The organism is Phytomonospora endophytica, from assembly GCF_014202425.1.
Taxonomy (GTDB): Bacteria; Actinomycetota; Actinomycetes; order Mycobacteriales; family Micromonosporaceae; genus Phytomonospora; species Phytomonospora endophytica.
Genome location: NZ_JACHGT010000001.1, coordinates 294,067 through 319,052 on the forward strand (window position 1 = coordinate 294,067; position 24,986 = coordinate 319,052).

Annotated in this window: 18 protein-coding genes and 1 other RNA gene; 10 read left to right on the top strand and 9 right to left on the bottom strand. The window is 71.9% G+C overall.

All coding sequences use genetic code 11. From position 1 onward, the window contains the following. Positions 1 to 2: 2 nt before the first annotated feature. Positions 3 to 2,810 carry a hypothetical protein gene (locus HNR73_RS01220; protein ID WP_184785312.1) on the top strand — a complete coding sequence of 936 codons (2,808 nt, stop codon included), beginning with the start codon at positions 3 to 5 and terminating at the stop codon, positions 2,808 to 2,810. A 57-nt stretch (positions 2,811 to 2,867) separates the two neighbouring features. Here HNR73_RS01220 and HNR73_RS01225 read toward each other — a convergent pair whose 3' ends face one another. After that, entirely contained in the window at positions 2,868 to 4,115 is a 1,248-nt protein-coding gene (locus tag HNR73_RS01225) for a hypothetical protein (protein ID WP_184785313.1), read from the bottom strand. 103 nt (positions 4,116 to 4,218) lie between these two features. Beyond that, positions 4,219 to 4,618: RNase P RNA component class A (gene rnpB, locus HNR73_RS01230), an RNA gene on the bottom strand. A 120-nt stretch (positions 4,619 to 4,738) separates the two neighbouring features. Here rnpB and HNR73_RS01235 point away from each other — a divergent pair. The 3 genes from HNR73_RS01235 (at position 4,739) to panB (ending at position 8,188) form a co-directional block, all read left to right on the top strand. After that, positions 4,739 to 5,485 carry a sulfite exporter TauE/SafE family protein gene (locus HNR73_RS01235; RefSeq protein ID WP_184785314.1) on the top strand — a complete coding sequence of 249 codons (747 nt, stop codon included), beginning with the start codon at positions 4,739 to 4,741 and terminating at the stop codon, positions 5,483 to 5,485. Positions 5,486 to 5,517: 32 nt separating this feature from the next. After that, on the top strand, positions 5,518 to 7,290 hold the full coding sequence (locus tag HNR73_RS01240; RefSeq protein WP_184785315.1) for an NAD+ synthase: 1,773 nt from the start codon (positions 5,518 to 5,520) through the stop codon (positions 7,288 to 7,290). 61 nt (positions 7,291 to 7,351) lie between these two features. Then, positions 7,352 to 8,188, top strand: coding sequence for a 3-methyl-2-oxobutanoate hydroxymethyltransferase (panB, locus tag HNR73_RS01245; RefSeq protein ID WP_184785316.1), 837 nt, complete (start codon positions 7,352 to 7,354; stop codon positions 8,186 to 8,188). Positions 8,189 to 9,922: 1,734 nt separating this feature from the next. Here the strand turns inward: panB and HNR73_RS01250 are convergent. Then, positions 9,923 to 11,647: a DUF7927 domain-containing protein gene (locus HNR73_RS01250; protein ID WP_184785317.1), complete on the bottom strand. Its 1,725-nt coding sequence runs from the start codon at positions 11,645 to 11,647 to the stop codon at positions 9,923 to 9,925. Positions 11,648 to 11,749: 102 nt separating this feature from the next. Between HNR73_RS01250 and HNR73_RS01255 the strand changes: the two genes are divergently transcribed. Beyond that, positions 11,750 to 12,496 (top strand): TVP38/TMEM64 family protein, encoded by a 747-nt coding sequence (locus tag HNR73_RS01255; RefSeq protein ID WP_184785318.1) that lies wholly within the window; start codon positions 11,750 to 11,752, stop codon positions 12,494 to 12,496. Between the two features lie 9 nt (positions 12,497 to 12,505). Here HNR73_RS01255 and HNR73_RS01260 read toward each other — a convergent pair whose 3' ends face one another. Both HNR73_RS01260 and npdG read right to left on the bottom strand, forming a co-directional pair. Then, positions 12,506 to 13,267, bottom strand: coding sequence for a helical backbone metal receptor (locus HNR73_RS01260; RefSeq protein ID WP_239122109.1), 762 nt, complete (start codon positions 13,265 to 13,267; stop codon positions 12,506 to 12,508). After that, a complete protein-coding gene (gene npdG / locus HNR73_RS01265) occupies positions 13,264 to 13,956 on the bottom strand; it encodes an NADPH-dependent F420 reductase (protein WP_184785319.1) in 693 nt (230 codons plus the stop codon). The genes HNR73_RS01260 and npdG overlap by 4 nt, the downstream gene beginning before the upstream one ends. A gap of 123 nt (positions 13,957 to 14,079) precedes the next feature. Between npdG and HNR73_RS01270 the strand changes: the two genes are divergently transcribed. Then, a complete protein-coding gene (locus HNR73_RS01270) occupies positions 14,080 to 15,432 on the top strand; it encodes a glutamine synthetase family protein (protein ID WP_184785710.1) in 1,353 nt (450 codons plus the stop codon). A gap of 62 nt (positions 15,433 to 15,494) precedes the next feature. Here the strand turns inward: HNR73_RS01270 and HNR73_RS01275 are convergent, their stop codons facing one another. After that, complete coding sequence (locus tag HNR73_RS01275; RefSeq protein WP_184785320.1) at positions 15,495 to 16,265, bottom strand: SDR family oxidoreductase; 771 nt, start codon at positions 16,263 to 16,265, stop codon at positions 15,495 to 15,497. A gap of 172 nt (positions 16,266 to 16,437) precedes the next feature. Between HNR73_RS01275 and HNR73_RS01280 the strand changes: the two genes are divergently transcribed. Next, entirely contained in the window at positions 16,438 to 17,307 is an 870-nt protein-coding gene (locus HNR73_RS01280; RefSeq protein ID WP_184785321.1) for a helix-turn-helix transcriptional regulator, read from the top strand. A gap of 4 nt (positions 17,308 to 17,311) precedes the next feature. On the opposite strand, the gene HNR73_RS01285 is transcribed toward HNR73_RS01280, so the two are convergent. Beyond that, positions 17,312 to 18,256, bottom strand: a complete 945-nt coding sequence (locus HNR73_RS01285; RefSeq protein WP_184785322.1) for a S66 peptidase family protein — start codon at positions 18,254 to 18,256, stop codon at positions 17,312 to 17,314. Between HNR73_RS01285 and HNR73_RS39370 the strand changes: the two genes are divergently transcribed. Both HNR73_RS39370 and HNR73_RS01290 read left to right on the top strand, forming a co-directional pair. Then, a complete protein-coding gene (locus HNR73_RS39370) occupies positions 18,255 to 19,025 on the top strand; it encodes a type 1 glutamine amidotransferase (protein ID WP_239122108.1) in 771 nt (256 codons plus the stop codon). The two genes, HNR73_RS01285 and HNR73_RS39370, sit on opposite strands and share 2 nt — an antisense overlap. Then, entirely contained in the window at positions 18,941 to 21,679 is a 2,739-nt protein-coding gene (locus tag HNR73_RS01290) for a bifunctional [glutamine synthetase] adenylyltransferase/[glutamine synthetase]-adenylyl-L-tyrosine phosphorylase (protein WP_446430596.1), read from the top strand. Before HNR73_RS39370 ends, HNR73_RS01290 begins: the two co-directional genes overlap by 85 nt. 190 nt (positions 21,680 to 21,869) lie before the next feature. Here HNR73_RS01290 and HNR73_RS01295 read toward each other — a convergent pair whose 3' ends face one another. After that, positions 21,870 to 22,046: a hypothetical protein gene (locus HNR73_RS01295; RefSeq protein ID WP_184785324.1), complete on the bottom strand. Its 177-nt coding sequence runs from the start codon at positions 22,044 to 22,046 to the stop codon at positions 21,870 to 21,872. A 195-nt stretch (positions 22,047 to 22,241) separates the two neighbouring features. On the opposite strand from HNR73_RS01295, the gene HNR73_RS01300 reads away from it, so the two are divergent. After that, positions 22,242 to 23,294 carry a glycerophosphodiester phosphodiesterase family protein gene (locus HNR73_RS01300; RefSeq protein ID WP_184785325.1) on the top strand — a complete coding sequence of 351 codons (1,053 nt, stop codon included), beginning with the start codon at positions 22,242 to 22,244 and terminating at the stop codon, positions 23,292 to 23,294. A 9-nt stretch (positions 23,295 to 23,303) separates the two neighbouring features. On the opposite strand, the gene HNR73_RS01305 is transcribed toward HNR73_RS01300, so the two are convergent. Then, positions 23,304 to 24,887 carry a hypothetical protein gene (locus HNR73_RS01305; RefSeq protein WP_184785326.1) on the bottom strand — a complete coding sequence of 528 codons (1,584 nt, stop codon included), beginning with the start codon at positions 24,885 to 24,887 and terminating at the stop codon, positions 23,304 to 23,306. Between the last annotated feature and the right edge of the window lie 99 nt (positions 24,888 to 24,986).

A 24,986-nucleotide genomic window follows, 5' to 3' on the forward strand; every position in this document is an offset into this window, starting at 1 on the left:
ACATGACCCGCAACAGAAAACGCCTGACCCCGATCCTGGCCGCGACGGCCGTGCTCGCCGTCGGCCTGTCCGCTACGGCCTTCGCCGACCCGTCCGACCCCGCCGCGGCCCCCGCCAACGGCCTCACCGCCGAACAGCGCGCCGACATCGAGACCCGCTTCGCCTCCCTCGGCGACGCCACTCCTGTCGGCGAGACCTCCGCCGCACCGGAGAGCGAGGCCGCCCAGGCGGCCACCGGGAACCTCGCCTTCACCGAGAAGGCTAGCCTGGAGACCGACAACGGCCTCGGCGCGCTCGCCGAGGTCGGTGGAACGCACGGCGACCAGGTCCTCATCAACAACTGGGGCACCGTCACCCGCCTCGACGACGACCAGGAGGTCGTCTGGCGCCGCACGCCCAGCACCCTGTGGACGGAGTGGAACCTCACCGCCGTGCGCCCCTGGGACCGCGGCATCCCGGCATTCCGGGTCTATGTCGGCACCTCGGCGACCAGCTCGGTCGGCGACTACATCGATCGCGGTTACGCCCTCGGCGACCTCAACGGCGACGGCGTCGACGACATCGCCTTCATTTCCATGGTCGGCGACAGCCCGTCCTACGGGGTGAAGTTCCCCGACACGAAGATGACCCAGGCGACCTTCGTCGACGTCCTCGACGGCCGCACCGGTGCCACCATCTGGCAGCAGCGCCACACCAACGCCCGCATGGTCCAGATCGTCGACGGCACTCTCATCGTCGCCGACCAGCCCAACGGGAACCGCACGGCACCCGCCGACGCGCTCGCCAGGACCTACGCCTACACCTTCACCACCGGGGGCGGTGCCCTCACCGCCACCAACACCTGGACCGTCGACGCCGCCTCGCGCGCCTCATCGTGGAACGTCCTCGAACCGCTCGGGAACGGCCGCGTCGCCCTCTCCTGGAGCGAACCCGCCTCCACGCAGCAGGGTGGGCACCTGATGGTCCTCGACGCCGCCACCGGCGCGGCCGTCTGGAACGTCGCCACCCCGCAGCCGATCCGCAACCTCGGACTCGACGCCCGCCGAGGCCTCCTCGCCGCCACCGAGCAGGCCACCTACACCGCCGACGTCCAGTACGAACTGGTGACCTTCGGCCTCGCCGACGGCGCCCGGACCGTGCTCGGCACCCGCGTCAACGCGCTGCCGACGGCCATGACCGTCGCCGACATCACGGGCGGCCGCGACGCCGAGTACGTCGTCGCCGAGGCACTGCCCGACGCGATCGGATACATGCACGCCGCCCAGATCCGCGCCACCGACGGCCGTGGCGCCCAGCTGTGGACCTACACGGTCAAGCGCAACTCGGCATGGTCGAAGGACGGCCCGCTCGTCTTCGGCCTCCACGCCGCCGACGGCACCGTCCTGGCGAGCTGGCTCGACGACACCCGCAAGGGCGAGGCCGGCGCTCGCACGGTCGAGGAGATCGCCGGTATCGCCGCGCTGAGCGGCCGTGACGGCGAAGTCCGCTGGGAGAAGCGGGGCGGCCCGATCGCCTCGCCGATCTACGCGCTCCTCGAAGACGGCCACCACGGCACCACGGTCGCCACGGTGTCGGTCGACCAGACCCGTCACGTCTACCGGCTGTCCGACGGCCGCGAGGTCGGCAAGACCCCGCTGTACGGCGAGTTCAGCCAGCTCGTCACCTACGACATCAACGGTGACGGCGTGCGGGACCTGATCACCGGCGGCTACGCGCACGGCGTCCTCGCCTTCGACGGCGCCCACCTCGGTCCGGAGCCGAAGCTGCTGTGGCGTGCGACCACGGCGGGTTCGGTGCACGACCTGGAACTCGCCGACGTCACCGGGTCCTCGCGGCCCGAGGTGGTCGTGGCGGCGAGCGATGAGGCCGTCGTCCTCGACGTCCGCGACGGCGACGTCGAGTCGGCCTTCGGCGACGGGAACGGTCTGGTGTGGACGGTCGAGGTCGGCGACATCGACCGCGACGACGACGCCGAGATCGTCATCCCCACCGACGGGGTGCGCGCTTACAACGGTGACGGCCGCCGCCTGTGGACCTACGGCGCCGACGCCGACCTGGTCTACGCCGACGTGGCCATCGCCGACGACAGCGTCTACGGCATGTACGTCACGCGACAGGGCGTCGAGTCTCGCCGCCTGGCGTCCTTCGGCCTCGACGGCGAGCGCGGCCGGAAGCGGTGGAGCGTCGACGGGGACCCCTCTCTGGAGGGAACGATCTCCTTGTGGAACGGCGTCCAGGCCGGTGACACACTGCCCTTCGCCGACGGGCACGGTGTCGCCTTCGCCTTCGGTTCGACCGCTAAGGACACCGGTTTCGAGGTCCGCGACGGCCGCACCGGCGAGCTTCTCGGCTCGGCCGGGGGAACCAGCGGCGCCGGGTTGGCCCACCAGCTCACCTCCGGCCCGGACGGGTTCTGGCAGGCACGGGCCGCGCAGCTGGCGCGGATCGCGTTCGACGGGACCACGTCGGCGAAGCTGGTGATCGCCAACCCCTTCGCGATCGGCTTCACCACCGGCCCGAACGGTGAGCAGCTCGTCGTCAGCGCCAACGAGGGCTACCTCTCGATGTGGGAGACGAGCATGCTGGAGTCCCCGAACACCTACCCCGACGACCTGGACAGCACCGTCGCGCAGATGGAGGCCTGGAACATGGCCGTCGTCGACCTCGACGGGGACGGCGTCGACGAGGTGATCGGCCTCGCGCACGACGCGATCGGTTACGACCTGATGCTCGACGCCGTCGGCGCCGGCTTCTGGTCGAGCTCCATCGGACGCGAGGGGATCCAGGTCTTCCAGATCACCGCGGCCTGAACCTCACCCCCAGAACGGCCCGCCGGGTTCCCCCGACCCGGCGGGCCGTTCCCTGCGTCAGGGCCGGGATTCGCGACGGTGGCGGGCCAGCGCGAGGAAGGCCACGCCGAGCATGGACACGCCGACGCCGCCGAGCATGACGAGGAAGACGGTCGAGCCGGTCACGGCCAGACCGTCGTCATCGTCGTCATCGGGCGGGCTCGCCGGGGGAGTCGTGCGGCCACTGCTACCGCCCGACGAGGAGTCGGTCGGCGAGGGCACGGGTGAACTCGACGACGGACTCTCCGTCGGCGACGGGCTTTCCGTGGTGGGTGATGGCGAGGGGCTCTCGCTGCTCGGTGACGGGCTCGGGCTGGGACTCGGGCTCTCACTGCTGGGTGAGGGCGACGGGCTCTCCGAACTCGGCGACGGTGACGGGCTCTCCGAGCTGGGCGTCGGCGTGATCGAGTGCGGCGTGATCGTCGGCGATGGACTCCCCGTCGGGTTCGCCGTCGGGGACGCGCTGCTCGAACTGGGCGAGGGCATGATCCGAGGCTGACAGGAGACCTCCACGTGTCCGAGGACCATGTTCAGGATCCGGCCGCTGTACCGGTCGCTCCCGTCGGCGTTTCGCAGGTCGACGCTCACCGAGACCTCGACATAGGCCTCCGCGCTCGCCTCGGTGGCGGTGTTGATCACCGACTCGAACTGCTCGTAGTCGACCGTCATGGTGCCGGTGACGCCGCTCGGGAGGCCGAGCTGCGGCCCGGTCACGGTGACGGTCCGGGTGCCTTCGGTGAAGTTCATGCCCGCGACCATGACGATCCCGGTGTTGGAGCGCGAGTAGGCCAGGATCGCGTTCTGCTTGACGCATTGCGCATAGGCGTCCAGCGAGCCGATCGTGATGAACGGGCTCACCCCGTTCCACTTCAGCGTGAACGCGGTGGCGTTGGCTCGCGCGGTCAGCTGCCCCGAGGTCGCGTCCCAGCTCGTGTGCACGAGCTGGGTGGCCGCGCCGGCGTAGGTCTTGACGCCGTCGGGATCGCTGTAGTCCCCGTTGTCCTCGCCGTTGGACTGCGACAGATCCGGCGTCCCGGCGGTCACCCAGGCGCCGGAGAAGCCGCCGACGCCCAACTCGGGGGCGTCGTCGATGGTGAGATCGATCCCCACCGCCATCGCCGTGCGCGGATCGGCGCCCTGCGAGGACTGCGCGAACAGCAGGGCCAGCGCGGTGACACCCGCGATGATGACGCTGAATGACCAGACGGGCAGCGCCCGCAGATCGAGTTTTCGCCCTTCGCGGGCCTGTGCCGAAGACTCGGACACGCCAAACTCCCATGTGATGAATGGAGAAAGGGGTGTCGGAGATCAAGTTATCGCCCGATTATAGACATCAGCGGACAACTGTCGACTCTTACCTCATAGGTGGTGGACGAGCAGGCCGATACGCCGGGTTCTGTCCCCGGAGCGCGTCACCGCGTTGCCCCGGGTGACGGCCATCCATCTGGGCCCACCGTCGCCGATGGGCTCGTGCGGTCTACCCGCGGACTCGGGCGGGCCGCCCTCGAACATCCGCGCAGGACCCGAAGGTCCCTCTTGACCTTGCTCCGGGTGGGGTTTACCGAGCCGTCCCGGTCACCCGGGACGCTGGTGGTCTCTTACACCACCGTTTCACCCTTACCGCGCGCTCTCGCGAGCCGCGGCGGTCTGTTCTCTGTGGCACTTTCCCGCGGGTCACCCCGGGTTGCCGTTAACAACCACCCTGCCCTGTGGAGCCCGGACGTTCCTCGACGCCGCCGAAGCGGCGCCGCGGCCGCCTGGCCTGCTCGTCCACCGGGGCAATCGTAGAGCGGCCGGAGCGTGCCGCGCACACGGGTTCGGCGTGACCCGATCCCCGGCGCCGACGGTCCCCGCGCCACCGCCCCCCGGCCACGCGTAATCTCCCTCCGATGGAGATCCACCACATACTCCTGCTGCTGGCGGCCGGGCTCTTCGCGGGCACCGTCAACGCCGTCGCGGGCGGCGGCGCACTCCTGCTCTACCCGGCGCTGCTGAGCGTCGGGCTGACACCGGTCGGCGCGAACGTGACCAACTCCGTCGCGATCAGCCCCGGGTACGTGGCCTCCATCTTCGGCGCCCGCAAGGACCTCACCGGACAGCGAGCCCGCGTCCGCGCCTTCGTCCCGACCGCCGTCGTCGGCACCATCGCCGGTTCGGTCCTGCTCCTGGTCACCCCCGCCACCGCCTTCGAGGCCGTCGTCCCCTACCTCGTCATCGGCGCCGCGCTCCTCCTCGCCTTCCAGGGACAGGTCCGCAAACTCGTCGGCCACCCCGCGAACCTCCCCGTGTGGCTCGGGCACGTCCTCGTCGGCCTCGCGACCGTCTACGGCGGCTACTTCGGCGCCGCCCTCGGCGTCATCACCATCGCCGTCCTCTCCCTCGTCCTCGAAGAGACCCTCGGCCGCATCACCGCCCTCAAGAACGTCATCACCGCCGCCAGCGGCCTCACCACCGTCGCCGTGTTCGCCCTGTTCGGGCCCGTCGACTGGTTCGCCGTCCTGCTCCTGACACCCATGACGATCATCGGCGGCTTCGCCGGCTCGAAACTCGCCCGCGTCCTCAAACCCGCCGTCCTGCGCGTCGTCATCGTCGCCTTCGGGCTCGGCGCCGGCGTGTATTTGCTCATACGCGGCTGACCCGGCGGGGTGACGTGCGTGAGAATGTAACCATGGCCGCAACGTCCACACTGCGCATCGCGCTCGCCCAGACCGACCCGACCGTGGGAGACCTCGACGGCAACGCCCGTCAGGTCCTGGACTGGACGGCCAAGGCCGCCGAGGCCGGTGCCCGGCTCGTCGCCTTCGGTGAGATGCAGCTGACCGGATACCCCGTCGAGGACCTCGTCTTCCGGGAGTCCTTCGTCGCCGCCAGCCGCGCTCGCGTCGACGCCCTCGCCGTCGAGCTGGCCGAGGCGGGGCTCGGTGAGACCGTCGTGGTCACCGGCTACGTCGACGCCGACGGGCCCGCGCGCATGGACGCCGACTCCGACCCCGACCGCGGTCCCCGCGACGCCCTCGCCGTGATCCACCGCGGGCGGGTCGTCACCCGCTACTTCAAGCACCACCTGCCCAACTACGGCGTCTTCGACGAGGACCGCTACTTCGTGTCCGGCGACGTCCTCCAGGTCGTGCGCATCGACGGGATCGACGTCGCCTTCACCATCTGCGAGGACATCTGGCAGGCCGGCGGGCCCTTCGCGGTCGCCCGTGGCGCCGGCGTCGGGCTCGTCGTGAACATCAACGCCTCGCCCTACGAGCGCAACAAGGACGACCGGCGCGCCGCCCTCGTCAAGCGCCGGGCCGCCGAAGCCGACGCGACCGTGGCCTTCGTCAACATCGTCGGCGGCCAGGACGAACTCGTCTTCGACGGCGACTCCCTCATCGTCGACGCGGCCGGGACCGTACTGACGCGCGGCCCGCAGTTCGCCGAACACCTGCTCGTGCACGACCTGACGCTCCCCGTCGCCGGTGCGAAACCCGCCGCCGAGACCGACGCCGGTCCGCCCGAGATGACCGTCGCGCACACCGTCGTCACCACCGAGACGCTCCCGGCGCCCGCCGAGACCGCCGACGGCGGCATCGCCGAGCCCCTGTCCGACCTCGCCGAGGTCTGGCACGCCCTCGTCACCGGTCTGCGCGACTACGTCCGCAAGAACGGCTTCCGCACGGTCGTGTTCGGCCTGTCCGGCGGCATCGACTCCGCACTCGTCGCCGCGCTGTCGGCCGACGCGATCGGCCCGGAGAACGTCTACGCGGTGTCCATGCCCAGCCGCTACTCCTCCGAGCACTCCCGCGACGACGCCGCCGACCTCGCCAAACGCACCGGCATCAACTACCTCAGCGAACCCATCGCGTCGATCATGGACGCCTACCTCGGCCAGATCACCCTCGACGGCCTCGCCCTGGAGAACGTCCAGCCGCGCATCCGCGGACTCATCCTCATGGGACTGTCGAACCAGCACGGCCACCTCGTCCTGGCGCCCGGCAACAAGACCGAGTACGCCACCGGCTACTCGACCCTCTACGGCGACACCGTCGGCGGCTACGCGCCCATCAAGGACGTCATGAAGCTGATGATCTTCGCCCTCGCGAACTGGCGCAACGAGGAGGCCGCACGACGCGGCGAGACGATGCCGATCCCGGTCAACACCATCGTCAAACCACCCTCCGCCGAACTCCGCGAAGACCAGCAGGACACCGACTCGCTGCCCCCGTACGAGATCCTCGACCCCATCGTCGAAGGCTACGTCGACGGCGACCTCGGCCGCGCCGGGCTGATCGCCGCCGGGCACGACGCCGCGCTCGTCGACCGCGTCATCAAACTCATCGACCGGGCCGAGTACAAACGCCGCCAGACCGCACCCGGCCCGAAGATCTCGGTGAAGAACTTCGGGCGTGACCGTCGTCTCCCGATCACGAACAGATGGGTCGAAAAGGCTTAGTCTGGCGTTGACAACCCCACCCAGGGACCCACCGCGGCCTTGAGGATCAAAGGAGTCGACGATGACGCACGATGACGTGCCCGTCCTGTACGGCCGGAAAGCCAGCTCACGCGTACGCACGCGCGACCTTCGCGCGGCGAAGGAACGCGGCGAGAAGTGGGCCATGCTCACCAGCTACGACCAGTACACCGCCGCCATGTTCGACGAGATCGGCATCCCCGCGCTGCTGATCGGCGACTCGGCGGCCAACAACGTCTACGGCTACGAGACAACGCTGCCCATCACCCCCGAAGAGCTCCTGCCGCTCGTCGGCGCGGTCGTCCGCTCGACCAGCCGGACCCTCGTCGTCGCCGACCTGCCCTTCGGGTCTTACGAGGCCGGCCCCGAACAGGCCCTCGCCACCGCAGTGCGCTTCATGAAAGCCGGCGCGCACGCCGTCAAACTCGAAGGCGGAAGGCGCATGACCGGACAGATCGCCGCCCTCACCGGCGCCGGCATCCCCGTCATGGCCCACATCGGATTCACCCCCCAGAGCGAACACACCATCGGCGGCTACCGCGTCCAGGGCCGCGCCGAAACCGGCGACGACATCGTCGCCGACGCCCACGCCGTCACCGAAGCCGGCGCCTTCGCCGTCGTCCTCGAAATGGTCATGGCCGACGTCGCCGCCCGCATCACCAAAGAACTCGACATCCCCACCATCGGCATCGGCGCCGGCGCCGAAACCGACGCGCAAGTCCTCGTCTGGCAGGACATGGCCGGAATGCGACGAGGCAAGGCCCCCAGATTCGTGAAACGCTACGCCGACGTCGCGACGGTGATCGAGGACGCCGCGAAGAAGTTCGCCGAAGAGGTCAGAGACGGCGAGTTCCCGGGGCCGGAGCACGGGTTTCACTAGAGGCTGAAGCGGTAGCAACGGCCTCCCGGCGCGGGCGAGCGAAGGGAGGCTCGCCCGCGTGGAGACGGCTGCGGCCGGTGTTGGTGGGCGAGCGAAGCGAGACTCGCCCGTCGCGGGAAGGCTGCGGCCGGGTTCCCGGTGTTGGTGGGTGGGCTTTTAAGGGCCTGTGCTTGTTTGGGCGGCGCGAACGAGACCGCCTGAGGGGTATGGGATCGGGCTGCGGCCCGCCGCCGGTGCCGGGTTCCCGGTCTGGGTGCGGAAACGCGGCCGGGGTTCCCGGCGCGGGTGGGCGAGCGAAGCGAGGCTCGCCCCTGGCGGGATGGCTGCGGCCGGGTTCCCGGCCTTGGGTGGGTGAGCTTGAAGGGCCTGTGCTTGTTTGGGCGGCGCGAACGAAACCGCCTGCCAGGCGTGGGATCGGGCTGCGGCCTGCCGCCGGTGCCGGGTTCCCGGTCTGGGTGCGGAAGCGCGGCCGGGGTTCCCGGCGTGGGTGGGCGAGCGAAGCGAGGCTCGCCCCCAGCGGGACCGCTGCGGCCGGGTTCCCGGCCTTGGGTGGGTGAGCTTGAAGGGCCTGTGCTTGTTTGGGCGGCGCGAACGAGACCGCCTGAGGGGTATGGGATCGGGCTGCGGCCTGCCGCCGGTGCCGGGTTCCCGGTCTGGGTGCGGAAACGCGGCCGGGTTCCCGGCGTGGGTGGGCGAGCGAAGCGAGGCTCGCCCCTGGCGGGATGGCTGCGGCCGGGTTCCCGGTCTTGGTGGGTGAGCTTGAAGGGCCTGTGTTTGTTTGGGCGGCGCGAACGAGACCGCCTGAGGGGTATGGGATCGGGCTGCGGCCTGCCGCCGGTGCCGGGTTCCCGGTCTGGGTGCGGAAGCGCGGCCGGGGTTCCCGGCGTGGGTGGGCGAGCGAAGCGAGACTCGCCGATCGAGGAGGCGCTGCGGCCGGGTTCCCGGCGTGCGTGGGTCGTGCAGTGGAGCTCGCGCTCGCGGGGGCCGTGTCTGGGTTCCCGGCCTTGGGTGGGTGAGCTTGAAGGGCCTGTGTTTGTTTGGGCGGCGCGAACGAAACCGCCTGAGGGGTATGGGATCGGGCTGCGGCCCGCCGCCGGTGCCGGGTTCCCGGCCTAGTGCGGAAACGCGGCCGGGTTCCCGGCGTGGGTGGGCGAGCGAAGCGAGACTCGCCCGGGCGGGAAGGCTGCGGGCGGGTGCCCGGCCTGCCTGGGCGGGCGAAGGGAGACTCGCGCTCGCGAGGTCCTGTCTCGGGTCCCGGACCTGTGTGGGCGGGAGAAGCGAGACTCGCGCTCGCAGATCCGTTGCGGCCGCGTTCCCGGCCCGCAGGAGTCAGGAAGCGGGACATGCGGGCCGGATGCTGAACCTTTGGCGGGAGCAGCGAGCGAAGCGAGACGCGCGCTTGGCGGGGGCGTGCCTTGGGTTCCCGGTCTTGGTGGGTGAGGTTTTAAGGGCCTGTGTTTGTTTAGGCGGCGCGAACGAAACCGCCTGAAAGGCATGGGATCGGGCTGCGGCCCGCCGCCGGTGCCGGGTCCCCGGCCAGGGCGCGGAAACGCGGCCGGGTTCCCGGCCCGCGTGGGCGAGCGCAGCGAGACTCGCCCGCGCGGCGGGGCCGCGCTGGGGTCCCCGGGGCCGGTGAGTCGACGACATGCCCGCTCGCTGCCGCCGGGCGGCGTGCGGTGGCGGACGGCCCGCCCGAGTCCGCACCCCTCCGCGCGGCCCCGGCCCCCGACCGACCTACCCGTTCCGTCGCCGGCGCATTCCGAACCACAGGCCGGCACCGCCGAGAACCAGGAACGCCGCACCGGCCGCGACCAGCGGCCACACGCGCGTCGAGGTACCCGTCGTCGCCAGGCCGTCGGGTGCCGGCGCGCCCACGTCCGGGTTGCCCGGGGCGCCGGGCCCGCCCGGCCCCGGGCCGCCCGGCGGCGGCGAGCCCACCGGCGCCGAGATCGGGATGACCGAGTCGCACGCCGGGTCCTCGGTGTCGTCCTCGCAGTTGCTCGTCTTGCCGGGCTCGTCGGCGACGACGACGTCGTTGAGCAGTTTCCCGTCGCCGGTCAGCGGGTCGTCGACCCGCAGCGTGTACGTCACCGTCGCCTTCCCACCCGCCGGGACGCCGCCCTTCCACGTCAGCTTCGGCTCGTCATAGGTCGCCGTGCCCAGGTCGGCCTTCGAGGAGACGAAGGCGGCGTCGTCGAGCACGTCGGTCAGGTCGTCGGTGAACGTCGCACCCGGGTAGTCCAGGTCGCTGATGTTCTCCGCGGTGACCTGGTACGTGATCTCGTCCCCCGGCCGGACCGGCCCCTTCGGGCCCTTCTTCGTCACCTTCAGGTCCGGCACCGGCACCGCCAGCGCGACCTCCTGGATCAGGTAGGTGTCCCCACGGGTCCGCAGGGTCAGGTCCGCCTCGGTGTCGCCCTGCGCGATGACGTCGGTGGTCACCGGGAAGTTGTCCACGTCCGTGCCCAGGTTGTAGGGCGAGCCGACCTCGGACGGTGTCGTGGCGCCGTCGGCGAGGCCGATGAAGTAGTTGTTCGTGGCACCGTTGCGCGGGACGCTCTTGCCGTTGACGCGCAGCTGATCCCCGGCCGAGGCGCGGTCGCCTTCGTGGGCGGTCAGGTTGCCGCGCACGTCACGCGTGCCGTACCGGTAGAAACCCTTGACCTTGACGGTCGTGTCCGTATCGCTGGACCGCTGCAGCACATGCCCGCCGTAGATGTGCACGTGCTGGCGGACCGGCGCCTCGGCGGTCGGCCCGGGGTACTCGTAGACGAGCACGACCGACCAACCGCCGACGCAGCCCTGCCCGGTCGGTGCCCACACGTCGCCGACGGCCACGTCGATCGGCGAACCCGTCGACGCCGACGCGAACGACGAGGTCACGTCGCCCTCGGCGGTGTAGTAGTGCGGGCCGTTGAGGTTCGCCGCGCTGGTGACCGCGTTCTCGGGCGTGACGGACGTGCCCGCCCCGCCGTCCACGGAGATCTCCGGCGCGGTGGTCAGCGGCGCCCCCGGTGCCAGGTCCACGTCGCCGCCGGTGGTGTCGCAACGCTGGAGCTGGCTGCCGCTGGAGTGCCGGTAGGTGCCGGTGTTGCCGCCCCAGAACAGGCGCGCGTAGGACACCTGCGCGCCCGACGGGATGGTGACCCGCGCGGTGCTGGAGTCGAAGGTGCCGACCTCCGGCGACTCCAGGACGCGGGTCATCACGAACTGGTTGTTGTTGTCGTTGCTCTCGCCGCGCATCGCCGCCTCGCACCGGGCGACGATGTCGGCGGGCCTGGACGGACAGGTCAGCACGGCGTTGCCGCCGATGACCATGCCGCCGTAGACGGCGTCGTCGTGCCGCAGCGTGAGCGGGCTGACGACCTCGGCCGCCGCCGGTTCAGGCGTGACCGTCAAGGACGAGGCCACCGCGGCCAGTGCGGCGGCAGCGGCGAGCAGAAGACGTGCGGATCGCATGAAAAGCCCCCGAACGGGAATATCGACGCGAAGCAGACTATAGGAACATTCCTATTTCCATGGCTCCGGCGCGCGGGAGTTCTTCGCGTAGCATCGCCCGCGATGAAGCTCCGCATTCCGGCCGGACCCGCGCGCCGTTTCCTGCTGCTCGTGGCCGTTCTCGCCGCGATCGGGATCGCCGCCGTCCTGCTCGGCCCGCCCGACCAGGACCGCCTCGCCGCGCTCGCCGACGAGGCCGGCTCGGTCGGGCCGTTCGTGGCCGTCGCCGGGTACGCGCTCGGCGTCGTGCTGATGGTGCCCCGGACGATGCTCTCCTTCGTCTCGGGCCTGCTGTTCGGCTGGGGGGCCGGGTTCGCCTACGCGATGTTCGGCGCCCTCCTCGGCGCGAGCGTCGGCTACGCCGCCGGGCACCTGCTCGGCCGCGACTTCGTCGACGCCCGCCTCGACGCCTGGTCACGCCTCGACGACGACCCGAAGACGACCCGGGCGAAGGCGACCCGCTGGGTCCGGACCCGGCTCGCCGTCGCCGACAAGTGGCTGGAGCGCCGCGGCATCCTCGGCGTGTGGATCCTGCGCACGATCCCCGTCGCGCACTACGGCCTCACCTCGTACGCGTGCGGGACGGCCGCCGTCCGCTACCGCCACTTCCTCCTCGGCACGCTCGGCGGCTCGATCCCCGGCGCGCTCGGCTACACCGCGGTCGGTTCGGCGTTGCTGGACAGCGCGAGTCTCCCGCTCGCCCTCGGCGGGGCCTGGGCGCTGACGCTGCTCAGCCTCGGCGCGGTGACCCTGTTCCGCCGTCGCGCGGAGAAGCGCACGGCCGAACCGGCCGAAGTGACCACCGGCTGACCGACGGGCTCACGCCAAGGCGTCGTCGAGCCGCCGTCGCAGCAGCGTGTGCGCCTCGGTGAGCGACGGCCCGTGCCAGGTGAGGTGCCTCCCCGGCACCAGCGCGCAGGGCAGGCCGCCGAAGGCCTCGGGGCCGTCGGTGGCGGTGAAGGCGTAGGGCTCGTCGGGCAGGACGACGAGATCCGGCGCGTGTTCCAGCATGTCCTCGACCGAGGTCTTGGGATAGGGGTCGCCGGCGTCGGCGAAGACGTTGGCGACACCGAGCCGCCGCAGCACGTCCCCGGCGAAGGTCCCGGCCCCCAGCACCATCCACGGCCGCCGCCAGATCGGCACGACCGCGCGGGCGCGCACCGGAAGCGGTTCCCGCCACAACGCCGCGGCCTCGTCCACCCAGGCGGGCACCGGCAGGCGCAGGGCGTGCTCGAACACGCGCGCCGCCGAGCTCAGCGCCTCGGGGACGGTACGCGGGAAGCTCGTCCAGACCGCGATCCCGGCCGCCCGCAGCGCCTCGGCGTCGGCGAGCCGGTTCTCCTCGGCGTTGGCCAGCACGAGGTCGGGCCGCAGCGCCAGGATCCGGTCCAGCTTCGGGTACTTGCTGCCCCCGATCCGCTCGACGTCGAGCCCGGGCGGATGGGTGCAGTAGTCGGTGACGCCGACGAGCAGTTCCGGCGCGGCCAGCGCGACGGCCTCGGTCGTCGACGGCACCAGCGACACGACCCGCCTCGGCCGCCCGATCGCGGGGAAGGGCTCGCCGAGGTCGTCGATGGTCACAGGTCGGTGACCCGCACGCCCACGTGCGCCTTGTAGCGGCGGTTGATGGCGATGAGGTTGGCGGTGAGCGCCTCGACCTGGCCGGCGTTGCGCAGCCGTCCGGCGTAGACGCCGCGCATGCCGGTGATGCGCCCGGCGAGGGCCTGGACGAGCGCGGCGGCCTCGCGGTCGTCACCGAGGACGAGGACGTCGGTGTCGAGGCTGGCGACCTCGGAGTCGGCGAGCAGGACCGCCGAGACGTGGTGGAATGCGGCGGTGACACGCGACTCGGGGAGCAGATGGGCGGCCTGCGCGGCGGCGCTGCCCTCGGGGACGGTGAGGGGGTAGGCGCCCTGCTTGTCGAAGCCGAGGGGGTTGACGCAGTCGACGACGATCCGCCCGGCCAGCTCCGGCGCGAGCGACGCGAGAAGCTCGGCGTGGCCCTCCCACGGCACGGCGACGATCACCACGTCGGCCGCGCAGGCACCGGCGTTGCCGGTGCCGGTGAGCAGGCCTTCGGTCACTCCGGGCAGCTCCGACAGCGTCCGTGCGGTCGCCTCGGCACGCTCGGCCGAGCGCGAACCGATCCGGACGGTGTGCCCGGCCAGTGCGAAACGGTAGGCCAGGCCGCGGCCCTGGGGGCCGGTACCGCCGAGTATGCCGACGCTCAGGCCACCGGCGTCGGGGAGTGCCACGTCATCGAAACCCATGACAGCCATACTTGCAGGGATGAGGTCGGCCAGCCAGGGCCCGCGGGTGTGACCCGCAATGTCGTGGAAACACGTGCGGTGCAGACTGGGCATAAGGGCACCACGATCAAGGAGGCGAGTGCGGTGGACCGGCAGCAGGAGTTCGTCCTGCGGACACTGGAGGAACGCGACATCCGCTTCGTGCGGTTGTGGTTCACCGATGTGCTCGGCACCCTCAAGTCGGTCAGCGTCGCGCCGGCCGAGCTGGAGTCGGCGTTCTCGGAGGGCATCGGCTTCGACGGTTCGGCGATCGAGGGCTTCGCGCGGGTCTACGAGTCCGACATGATCGCCATGCCCGACCCGACGACCTTCCAGGTCTTCCCCTTCGAGGGCGGGGCGACGGGCGAGAGCGCCCGGATGTTCTGCGACATCCTCAACCCGGACGGCTCGCCGTGCTGGGCCGACCCCCGGCACGTGCTGCGCCGGGCCCTGTCGCGTGCCGCCGAGCACGGGTTCACGTTCTACACGCACCCGGAGATCGAGTTCTTCCTCTTCGCCGACCTGCCCAAGGACGGCAGCGACCCGACACCGGTCGACGACGGCGGCTACTTCGACCACACCACGCACGCCGTCGCGCGCGACTTCCGCCGCCAGGCGGTCACCGCGCTGGAGCGGATCGGCATCTCGGTGGAGTTCAGCCACCACGAGGTCGCGCCCGGGCAGCAGGAGATCGACCTGCGCTACGCCGACGCCCTCGCCACGGCCGACAACATCATGACCTTCCGGCACGTGATCAAGGAGGTCGCGCTGTCGTCGAACGTGCACGCGTCCTTCATGCCGAAGCCGTTCACCGACCAGCCCGGCAGCGGCATGCACACCCACCTGTCGCTGTTCGAGGGCGAGCGCAACGCCTTCCACGACCCGGCCGACGCGATGAAGATGTCGAAGACGGGGAAGGCGTTCATCGCCGGGCTGCTGCGGCACGCGCGGGAGTACACGGCGATCACGAACCAGTGGGTGAACTCCTACAAGCGCCTGTTCCCGCAGCCGGTGCCGAACCGGACCACCGAGTCGCCGGCCTACGTGTGCTGGGGGCACGCGAACCGTTCGGCGCTGGTGCGCGTACCGGCGTACGGCAAGCCGAACTCGGCTCGCGTCGAGCTGCGCTCGCTGGACTCGGCGTCGAACCCGTACCTGGCCTTCGCGGTACTCCTGGGCGCCGGGCTGAAGGGGATCGCGGAGGGCTACGAGCTGCCCCCGGGCGCCGAGGACGACGTGTGGGCGCTGTCCGACGCCGAGCGGCGCGCGGCCGGCTACGACGCGCTGCCGGGTGACCTGTCGGAGGCGATCGAGGTCATGGCCGGATCGGAACTGGTCGCGGAGGTGCTGGGGGAGCAGGTCTTCGACTTCTTCCTCAAGAACAAGCGGGCCGAGTCCGAGGAGTACCGGCGGCAGGTGACGCCGTACGAGCGGAAGCATTACCTGGGGGCGTTGTAGCGGACGCGCGACGGCGGCCCCGGCGATGCGCATCGCCGGGGCCGCCGTCTCGCGTGTGCCGCTCAGGCGGCCTGCGCGGTGGGCATGATCGTGACCTGCTGGAGGTTGACCCGCGCCGGGAGGGCCGCCAGGAACCCGATGGTCCGCGCGACGTCGTCGGCCGTGAGCCACTCCATGGTCTCCTTCGAGCCCTCCAGCCAGGCCAGGGCGCCGTTGTCGGTGACGTGGCTCTGGAGTTCCGTGCCGACGATGCCCGGCTCGATCGCCGAGACCCGGACGTTCTTCGCGCCGAGCTCGGCGCGAAGGTGCCGGGACAGGTGCGTCACGTAGGCCTTCGTCGCCGAGTAGACGGCGAAGTTGGGGAAGATGTTCTGCGCCGCGATCGACGACGTGTTGATCAGGTCGGCGACACCGCGCGTGCGGCCGGCGTCCACCAGCTGCGGGGTGAAGGCCCCGATGACGTTCATCAGGCCGGTGATGTTGAGGTCGATCTGGTGGCGCCACTGCTCGGTGGCGAGCTCCTCGATCGGGGCGGGCAGCATGACGCCGGCGTTGTTCAGCAGCAGGTCGGCGCCGCCGAACTCCGCGGCGACACGGTCGGCGGCGTCCTGTACCGCGCCGACGTCGGTCACATCGACGGCCAGGGCGAGGGCCCGGCCGCCGTTGCCCACGATGCGGGCGGTCAGCTCGTCCAGGCGATCGGTGCGCCTGGCCAGGACGACAACGGCGGCGCCCAGCTCGGACAGGTGTTCGGCGGCGGCCGCGCCGATGCCGCTGGACGCGCCGGTGACGACGGCGACGCGGCCGGACAGGGGAAGAATCCGGGTGGTCATGTTGGTGCCTCTCACAGTCGTGGACCAGTGCCGGTCCTCGACAAGCAGACCACCCAAAGAGGCCTTGGAAGCGGCCGTGGAATGCCCTGACCAGGCAGGTAATCCCGGAACTGGTACCGGCAGGGCCACCCGGAGGAGCGAGGGCCCGGCCGTCCGCGGGCACACTGGGGCAATGGACGACCGCAGCACTGAACTCGCCGGCTTCCTGCGCTCACGCCGGGCCAGGATCACCCCCGAACAGGCGGGACTGCCGCCGGACCCGCGCCCCCGGCGCGTGCCCGGCCTGCGCCGTGACGAAGCCGCCCGGCTGGCCAGTGTCAGCACCGAGTACTACACCCGCCTCGAACAGGGCCGGGCCCAGAATCCGTCGGCGGAGGTCGTCGAGGCCCTCGCACGCGCCCTTCAGCTCGACGCCTCCGAGCGAGAGCACCTCACCGACCTCCTGGCGAGGCCGCCCGTGGCCCGTCGCGGGCCGGTCGCCGCGCAGCGGGTCCGGCCGGGCCTGCACCTCATGCTCCAGACCCTCGACCACGTCCCGGCGTTCATTCTCGGGCAGCGCACCGACGTCCTGGCGTCCAACCGGCTGGCCCGCGAGGTCCTCACCGACTTCGAGTCCATGCCCGCACCCCGCCGTAACCTCGCCCGCTACTACTTCCTGGACCCGGCGGCGCGGTCCGCGGTCGGCGACTGGGAATGCATCGCCGCCGAGACGGCCGCCATCCTCCGCCTCGAAGCCGGGCGGCGGCCCCACGACCGGCTCCTCGCCGATCTCGTCGGCGAGTTCGTCGTCACATGCCCCGAGTTCTCCGGCTGGTGGAACGACCACCGCGTCCTGCGGCGGACGCACGGCGCCAAGACCTACCACCACGCGCTGGTCGGCGAGCTGGAGTTCTCCTACGAGTCCTTCCAGGTCCCCGGTGACCAGGAACAGACCCTGTGCGTCTACAACGTAGAACCCGCCTCCGCCACCGCCGAGGCCCTTCGACTGCTTGGCGGCTGGACGGCCCCGGGCATCGAGATGCCCGCCGAGACGCCGGGGTGATCCCTCAGGCGACCGCCGCCTCCACGGTCAGGGTTCCCGTCGACGGGTCCAGGACCGCCCTCGTCCCGTACGGGACCGTCTCCTGACGGATCCCGTGCCCGATCGGCAGGCCGCCCAGCACCGGCACGTCCAGAGCCGCGAGCATCTGGCCGAGGACGTCGACGACGTCGACACCCCAGCCGTCGGCGCAGTCGGTGAAGTTCCCCAAGGCGACCCCCGCGACCGCGCCCAGGACGCCCGCACGGCGCAACTGCGTCAGTGCCCGGTCCACGCGGTAGGGCGCCTCGTTGATCTCCTCCAGCAGCAGGATCGCCCCCGCGCAGTCCAGGTGCGTCCCCGTGCCCACGGCGTCGACGACCAGGGAGAGGTTCCCGCCCAGCAGCGGGCCCGCGACAGCCGTGCCCCGGGTGAGGCGGCCCGTCGGCTCGTAGTCCGCCGACGCGACCACCACCGGCTCGGCCGAGAACAACGCCGTGTGCAGCGCCTTCACCACGGCACCGTCCTCCGGCTCGGGCGTCGCGAACGACGTCACCACCGGCCCGTGCACCGAGGCGACCCCCGCGTGCCGGTACAGGCCCATGTGCAGCGCGGTGATGTCGGAGTACCCGATGACGGGCTTCGGGTCCCGCCGGGCGGCATCCCAGTCGACATCGTCGATGATCCGGGTCACGCCGTACCCGCCGCGCCCGCAGAACACCGCCCGCACCGAAGGGTCGGCGAGCGCTTCGTTGAACTCGGTGAGGCGGGCCGCGTCGGAGCCGGCGAGGAAGCCGTCGCGATCGAGGACACCGTCGGGGACCTGCACGTCGAGGCCCCATTCGGCCAGCAGCTCCAGCCCGGGCGTCAGCCGCTCACGCGAGGTCGGACCGGAGGGCGTGACGACCCGGACGCTGTCGCCGGGACGCAGTGCGGGCGGCCGTGTCGCCGACGCCGCGGACTCGGTGTTCATGCTCGGAAAAGATACGCTCGGCGGCATGGGTGCCGATACGAGATACGCGCTGGTTGTCGAGAACGATCCGACCTGTGACGTGCGACTGCTCGGCAGTTGGCTCGCCGACGCCGGACTCGACCTGAAGGTCGTGCGACCGTACGCGGGCGAGACCGTCCCCGAACAGCTCGAAGCCAACGCCCTCATCGTCCTCGGCGGCGGGCAGCACGCCTACCCCGACTCCCAGGGACACCGCGACGCCCCATGGCTCCCCGCCCTCGACGCGCTGCTCCGCGCGGCCGTCGCCGCGCGCGTCCCCACCCTCTGCCTCGGCCTCGGCTCGCAGCTCCTCGCCCAGGCCCTCGGCGGCCGCGTCGCGCCCGCCGCGTCGCCCGTCCTCGGCCCGCGCCTGCTCAGCCGCCGCGACGCCGCCGAGTACGACCCCCTCTTCGCCGCCGCGCCCATGGCCCTCGACGTGGTCCTGAGCAGGCACGACGAGATCATCACCCTCCCGCCCGGCGGAACACTGCTCGCCGCCTCCCCCTACGGCGCGATCGAGGCCTTCCGGGTCGGCACACACGCCTGGGGCATGCAGTTCCACATCGAATGCGACACGGCCATGCTCGACCGCTGGGTCAGCCTCTCGGGCCTCGACCCGGCCGCCGCCGCCCGCGCGGTGACCGTCCTCGACGACGTCGCCGAGACCTGGCGTCCCGTCGCCGAACGCTTCGCGACGCTCGCCCTCGGCCGGATCGGGACCGGCACACCGCTGCCGCTGCTGGAGGGCTGACCATGCCCGCGGCCGTGGACGCCCAACTCGAACGGCTCACCGCAGCCGACCCCGAACTCGCCGCCGCGGGCGCGCAGGCGCACGACCGCCTCCGCGCCGTCCTGACCGCGTCCACGGCCCTCGCCGACCACCTCACCCTCCACCCCGAACAGTGGCGGCGCGTCGGCGACGACGGCTACCCCGAGGCCCTCGCCGAAGCCGCCGACGAACACGAGGTCCGCCTCGCCTACCGCGGCGGCCTCCTGCGCGTCGCCGCCGCCGACCTCACCGGCGAATGGGACTTCGCCCAGGTCACCGCCGAACTGTCCGCCCTCGCCGAGCACACCCTCCGCGCGGGCCTGCGCATCGCCCGGGAAGAGACCCCCGACGCCGAGACCGCCACACTCGCCGTCATCGCGATGGGCAAATGCGGCGGCCGGGAACTCAACTACGTCAGTGACGTCGACGTCGTTTTCGTCGCCGAAGGCGACCTCGACGTCGCCACCCGCGTCGCCGCGCGCCTCATGGCCGTCTGCGGGCACGCCGCCTGGCCCGTCGACGCCGGACTCCGCCCCGAAGGCCGCAACGGCCCCCTCGTGCGGACCCTCGCCTCACACGTCGCCTACTACAAGAAGTGGGCCCGCACCTGGGAGTTCCAGGCCCTCATCAAGGCCCGCCCCGTCGCCGGCGACGCCGAACTCGGCGCACGCTGGCTCGACGAACTGCGACCGCTCGTGTGGACCGCCGCCGACCGCGGCGAGGTCGTCGGCGAGGTCCGCGCGATGCGCCGCCGGGTCATCGCGCACCTCCCGAAGGCCGACGCCGAGAAGGAGATCAAACTCGGCCGGGGCGGCCTGCGCGACATCGAGTTCGCCGTCCAGCTCCTCCAGCTCGTCCACGGCCGCAGCGACACGACCCTGCGCGACCCGTCGACCTTGAAGGCGCTCGCCGCGCTCACCACCGGCGGCTACATCAACCGCGAGGACGGCGGGACCCTCGCCGAGGCCTACCGCTTCCTGCGCACCGTCGAGCACCGCCTTCAGCTCCAGCGCCTGCGCCGCACCCACCGCATCCCCGACGACCCCGAGGCCGTCTCCTGGCTCGCGAGGGTCATGGGCCACCGCACCGGCGAACAGTTCCTCACCGAATGGCGCGGCTACGCCCGCGAGGTCCGCCGCCTGCACGAGAAGCTCTTCTACCGGCCCCTCCTCGAAGCCGTCGCCAAAGTCCCGACCAGCGCCCTGCGCCTCACCCCGAAAGCAGCCGAGGAGCGCCTCACCGTCCTCGGCTTCGCCGACCCCGCCGGGGCGCTGCGCCACATCGAGGCCCTCATCTCCGGCGTCAACCGGACCACCGCCATCCAGCGCCAGCTGCTGCCGGTCCTGCTCGGCGAGTTCGCCGACGCGCCCGAACCCGACCGGGGACTGCTCGCCTACCGGCAGATCTCCGACGCTCTCGGCCGCACGCCCTGGTACCTGGGTCTCATGCGCGACGGCGGGCCCATCGCGCAGCGCCTGGCCTTCCTGCTGGGCACCTCCCGCTACGTCACCGAGCTGCTCGCCCGCGACCCGGCGGCGCTGCGGATGCTCGCCGACGACCGCGACCTCGCCCCGCGCGACCCGCGGACCCTCACCGAGGGCATGTCGGCCGCCGTCGCGCGCCACGAGGACCCGGCGGCGGCGGTCGCCGCGCTGCGCGCGATGCGACGGCGGGAGCTGCTGCGCGTGGCCAGCGCCGACCTGCTGGGCCTGATCGGCATCGAGGAGGTCGGTACGGCGCTGTCGGCGCTCACCGACGCCGTCCTGGCCGCGACACTGTCCATCGTGGACCCCGGCGGGCGTCTCGCGGTGATCGGGATGGGTCGCCTCGGCGGTGCCGAGACCGGCTACGGCTCCGACGCCGACGTGCTCTTCGTGTGCGCCGACGGCGACGAGACCGCCGCGACCGAATGCGCCGAACGGCTGCGGGCCCTGCTGTCGGCGCCCGCTCCCGACCCGCCGCTCGACATCGACGCCGGACTGCGGCCGGAAGGCCGCCAGGGCCCGTTGGTGCGCAGCCTGTCGGCCTACCGGACCTACTACGCGCGCTGGTCGCGGGTCTGGGAGGCGCAGGCGCTGCTGCGAGCGCGGTTCGTCGCCGGCGACGCCGGGCTCGGTGCGGAGTTCATCGCGATGGCCGACCGGATCCGTTACCCCGCGGGTGGTCTCACCGACGCCCAGGTCACCGAGATCCGCCGCCTCAAGGTCCGCGTCGACACCGAGCGGATGCCGCGCGGTGCCGACCCGTCGACGCACACCAAACTCGGCCGAGGCGGGCTGTCCGATGTGGAGTGGAGCATGCAGCTGCTTCAGCTGCGGCACGCCGACAAGGTCGAGAGCCTGCGCACCACCGGGACCCTCGAAGCCATCTCGGCGGCGGCCGACGCGCTGCTGCTCACCCCCGCCGACGCCGAGGCCCTCGGCCTCGCCTGGCGGCTCGTCTCGCGGGTCCGGGGCGCGCTCATGCTGGTCCGCGGACGGCCGAGCGACCAGCTCCCCATCCGTGGTGTCGCCCTCGCGGGCGTCACGCGGGCACTGGGCCGGCCCCTCGACGAGGACCCGGGCGCCTTCCTCGACGAGTACCTGCGGACGACACGGCATTCGCACGCGGTGGCGGAAACGGTGCTGTACGACTGAGTGCCGGCGGCCGGGTCGGTCACCGGCGACGCCGCCGAGCGCGGTGTTCCGCCTGCGCCGACGCGCGGACCCGGCCTTTTCCGGGATGGTCGGCCGCCCCGAGGACGGCGGGCGTGCCGAGGGGCGGTCGACCATCGGGGACGCTACCGGCGGCGATGTCGCGCGGGCGTTACCACCGGATGAGCACCGCTCAGGCGCAGAGGCCCTCCAGGCCCCAGTTGGTGCAGAGCACGATGCAGCCGGAGCCGTAGTGGCACCAGCGGCAGGCGTACTGGACGCCGATGCACTTGCACTCTTTCCACTCGAAGTTGACGCACTCCGCCGAGGCCTGCCGACCGCCGCCGAACCTAGCGACAGACGACCCCAATCGTCCATAGTGGACGATCCGGCGTATGCGCCCGCTATGCGATGGACCACCGAACCGCCGCCGCGCGTGTTTCGCGGTGCTCCTCGCGGGTCTGGTGCGAATCGTCCCGTCGGGACTATCGTGTTGTGATCGATGTGCCGACCGGATCAACCCCCCGACACCCCGTGTACATCTCCGCCCGCGAAGGTGACGCCCATGAGACCTCTGCGCACCGCACTCGCCGGACTGGCGGCCGTTAGCGTGCTGCTCACCCTCGGCGCCTCGCCCGCCGCCGCGCATCCGCGCCGGACCTTCGACCTCCAGGCCCACCGCGGCGGTCTCGGGCTCGTCGTGGAGAACACGCTCCCGGCCTTCGCCAACGCCCTCGAACTGGGCGTGACCACCCTCGAACTCGACGTCCAGATCACCCTCGACGGCGCCGCCGTGGTCACCCACGACCGTAAGACGACGCCCGCGAAGTGCCTCGACACCGCGCCCGCGACCCCCGGTGACCCGAAGTTCCCCTACGTCGGGAAGTACATCAAGGACCTCACCCTCGCCCAGGTCAAGACCCTCGACTGCGGCACCCTCACCCAGCCGAACTTTCCCGGCCAGCGCGCCGAACCGGGCGAGCCGATGCCGACGCTGCGCGAGGTCTTCGGGCTCGTGCACCGTTACCGCGCGCACGGCGTGAAGCTCAACGTCGAGACGAAGGTGGAGGCCGGGGCGCCCGAGCAGACCGCCCCTCGCGAGCAGTTCGTGCAGGTCGTGGCCCGTGAGGTCCGCCGCGCCGGTCTGCTGCGCCAGGTGACGATCCAGAGCTTCGACTGGGGCGCGCTGATGCGCATGGCCGAAGTCGAGCCGCGCCTGCCGTTGGTCGCGCTGACCAACTACGACTTCCTCCAGGTCGACAAGCCGGGTGCTTCGCCGTGGCTGGGCGGGCTCGACATCGACGACTTCGGCGATGACCCGATCGCCGCGATCGACTCCTTCGGCGCCGACGCGTTCTCGCCCGTGCACGGTTTCCCGCAGAACGGCAAGGTCACCGACCCCGGTTACCGCCCCTACGTCACCGCCGAGATGGTCGCCGCCGCGCACGCACGCGGCATCAAGGTCGTCCCGTGGACGATCGACGACGAGGCGACCATGCGCAAGCTCATCGACGACGGCGTCGACGGCATCATCACCGACTACCCCGACGTGCTGCGCTCGGTGATGGCCGACTACGGCTTCAAGCTGCCGAAGAAGTACCGTCCGCACCACCACTGACCCCTCGGGTCACGAAGCGACCGTGTACCGGCCCGGTTCGGTCACGGTGACGATCGTCCAGGCACCCTGTGTTCGCCATCGCGGGGTGCCTGGACCGTTCACTTCCAGCCATCGCAGGGGCCGCACGCGCACGAGGTAATCGCCGGCCCCGGGCGCGTCGAAGGTGAGTCCGTCGGCGCGCGAGGACACCAGCGTGGCCGGCGCGGAGACGACGCCGGTGGCACCGTCCACTTCGTACAGCGTCCAGTCCGGCGTGGCCCAGACCTGCCGCAGGTAGGGCAGTCCGCTCGCGATGAGCGCGGCCTCGGCGCGGCCGACCCAGGAGAACTCGGTGTCGGGGACGGCCACGTAGGACACGCCGGTGTCGAGCAGCCATGCGCGGTAGGTGCCGGCGTCCAGGGGGACGCCGGTGCCACGCTGACCGCCCGGCAGGTCGTCGAAGAACAGCGGGTCGCGTTCGATGTCGAGCTGCCGCAGCCAGCCGCGCGCGAGGGGGACCTCGGCGGCGACGTGGGCGGCCTCCCAGTAGTCGCGGGTCGGCGGGATCTCGACCCGCCCGACCGGTCCGCGCGTTTCCAGCTCGGCGAGGAGCGGCGCGTAGAAGGAGGCCTCGGCGGCGGGGTTTCCCGCGTCGGCGAGGTCGCCGGTGTTGACCGGCGGCTGCCACCACGTGAGCAGCGCGGCGGCGGCGGCGAGCGCGGCCCCCTTGACCAGCCGGGGGCGCCATGACGAGCGTACGTCGAGCATGGCCAGGGTCAGCGGCAGCGCGAACTGCACGGTGAGGCGGATGGCGTTGGCGCCGACGGGCGTGCGGATCACGTAGGCCGCGACCAGTCCGACGGCGGTGATGCCCGCGCCGACCACGATGGCCCGGTGGCGCGAGGCCAGGGCGAGCGCGCCGACGGCGAGGGTGGTGACGAGGGAGCGCCAGAAGTCGTCGGGGGAGAAGTTCATCCAGCCGCCGTCGCCGAAGAGCAGGGTCAAGGCGGCCATGGGGATCGCGGCGGCGACGCCGACGAGGAGGCCGTCGAGGCGGCGCTTCGTGGCCAGGAGGAGGGCCGCCGCGGCGACGCCGGTGAACAGGCCCGCGACGGGGCTCGTCGCGCCCGAGAGCAGGGCCGCGAAGGCCGCGAGGCCGAGCACGAGGGGCCGTCGCCAGGTCGTCGCCAGGAGCGCGAGGGCCGCGAGACCGAAGGTGACGCCGAGGGCGAAGGTGAGGCGCCCGGAGACGAGGTTGCCGGTCATCGTCACGGCCGCGGCGAGGCCGCCGAGGAGCGGATGCGGCAGGCCGGTGCGGGCCAGGAGCCACGTCAGGAGCGCCGTCGACGCCGTCGCGGTGAGGACGCCGGTGAGCCCGAGGCCGAGGAGCGCCATCACCGGCGGGGAGACGACGCTGTAGCCGAGCGGCTGCGTGCCCCCGTACCAGGAGAAGTCGATCAGCGCGAAACCGTGGCGGGCGAAGAACTCGGCGTGCCCGAACTGCGCCGAGGTGTCGGTCCCCATCGTCGGCGCGGCCCACCACGCGACGCTCAAGACCAGGGCCACGGCGGAGGCGACGGCGACGGGCACGGCCGGGCGGGTTGGGTTCGACATCGGGGACATGGTCGCACGCGGGCGGGACCGGGACGGCGCACGCCGGTGGGATGAAAGTGTCGTACCCGGCCAATAGAGTGGAAATCAGGGGCCCCCACG

What these genes read in the sequence shown, in the direction of transcription:
- HNR73_RS01220 (WP_184785312.1), top strand. Translation starts at nt 3, where the DNA reads ATGACCCGCAACAGAAAACGCCTGACCCCGATCCTGGCCGCGACGGCC.
- HNR73_RS01235 (WP_184785314.1), top strand. Translation starts at nt 4,739, where the DNA reads ATGGAGATCCACCACATACTCCTGCTGCTGGCGGCCGGGCTCTTCGCG.
- HNR73_RS01240 (WP_184785315.1), top strand. Translation starts at nt 5,518, where the DNA reads ATGGCCGCAACGTCCACACTGCGCATCGCGCTCGCCCAGACCGACCCG.
- panB (WP_184785316.1), top strand. Translation starts at nt 7,352, where the DNA reads ATGACGCACGATGACGTGCCCGTCCTGTACGGCCGGAAAGCCAGCTCA.
- HNR73_RS01250 (WP_184785317.1), bottom strand. Translation starts at nt 11,647, where the DNA reads ATGCGATCCGCACGTCTTCTGCTCGCCGCTGCCGCCGCACTGGCCGCG.
- HNR73_RS01255 (WP_184785318.1), top strand. Translation starts at nt 11,750, where the DNA reads ATGAAGCTCCGCATTCCGGCCGGACCCGCGCGCCGTTTCCTGCTGCTC.
- npdG (WP_184785319.1), bottom strand. Translation starts at nt 13,956, where the DNA reads ATGGGTTTCGATGACGTGGCACTCCCCGACGCCGGTGGCCTGAGCGTC.
- HNR73_RS01275 (WP_184785320.1), bottom strand. Translation starts at nt 16,265, where the DNA reads ATGACCACCCGGATTCTTCCCCTGTCCGGCCGCGTCGCCGTCGTCACC.
- HNR73_RS01280 (WP_184785321.1), top strand. Translation starts at nt 16,438, where the DNA reads ATGGACGACCGCAGCACTGAACTCGCCGGCTTCCTGCGCTCACGCCGG.
- HNR73_RS39370 (WP_239122108.1), top strand. Translation starts at nt 18,255, where the DNA reads ATGCTCGGAAAAGATACGCTCGGCGGCATGGGTGCCGATACGAGATAC.
- HNR73_RS01285 (WP_184785322.1), bottom strand. Translation starts at nt 18,256, where the DNA reads ATGAACACCGAGTCCGCGGCGTCGGCGACACGGCCGCCCGCACTGCGT.
- HNR73_RS01300 (WP_184785325.1), top strand. Translation starts at nt 22,242, where the DNA reads ATGAGACCTCTGCGCACCGCACTCGCCGGACTGGCGGCCGTTAGCGTG.
- HNR73_RS01305 (WP_184785326.1), bottom strand. Translation starts at nt 24,887, where the DNA reads ATGTCGAACCCAACCCGCCCGGCCGTGCCCGTCGCCGTCGCCTCCGCC.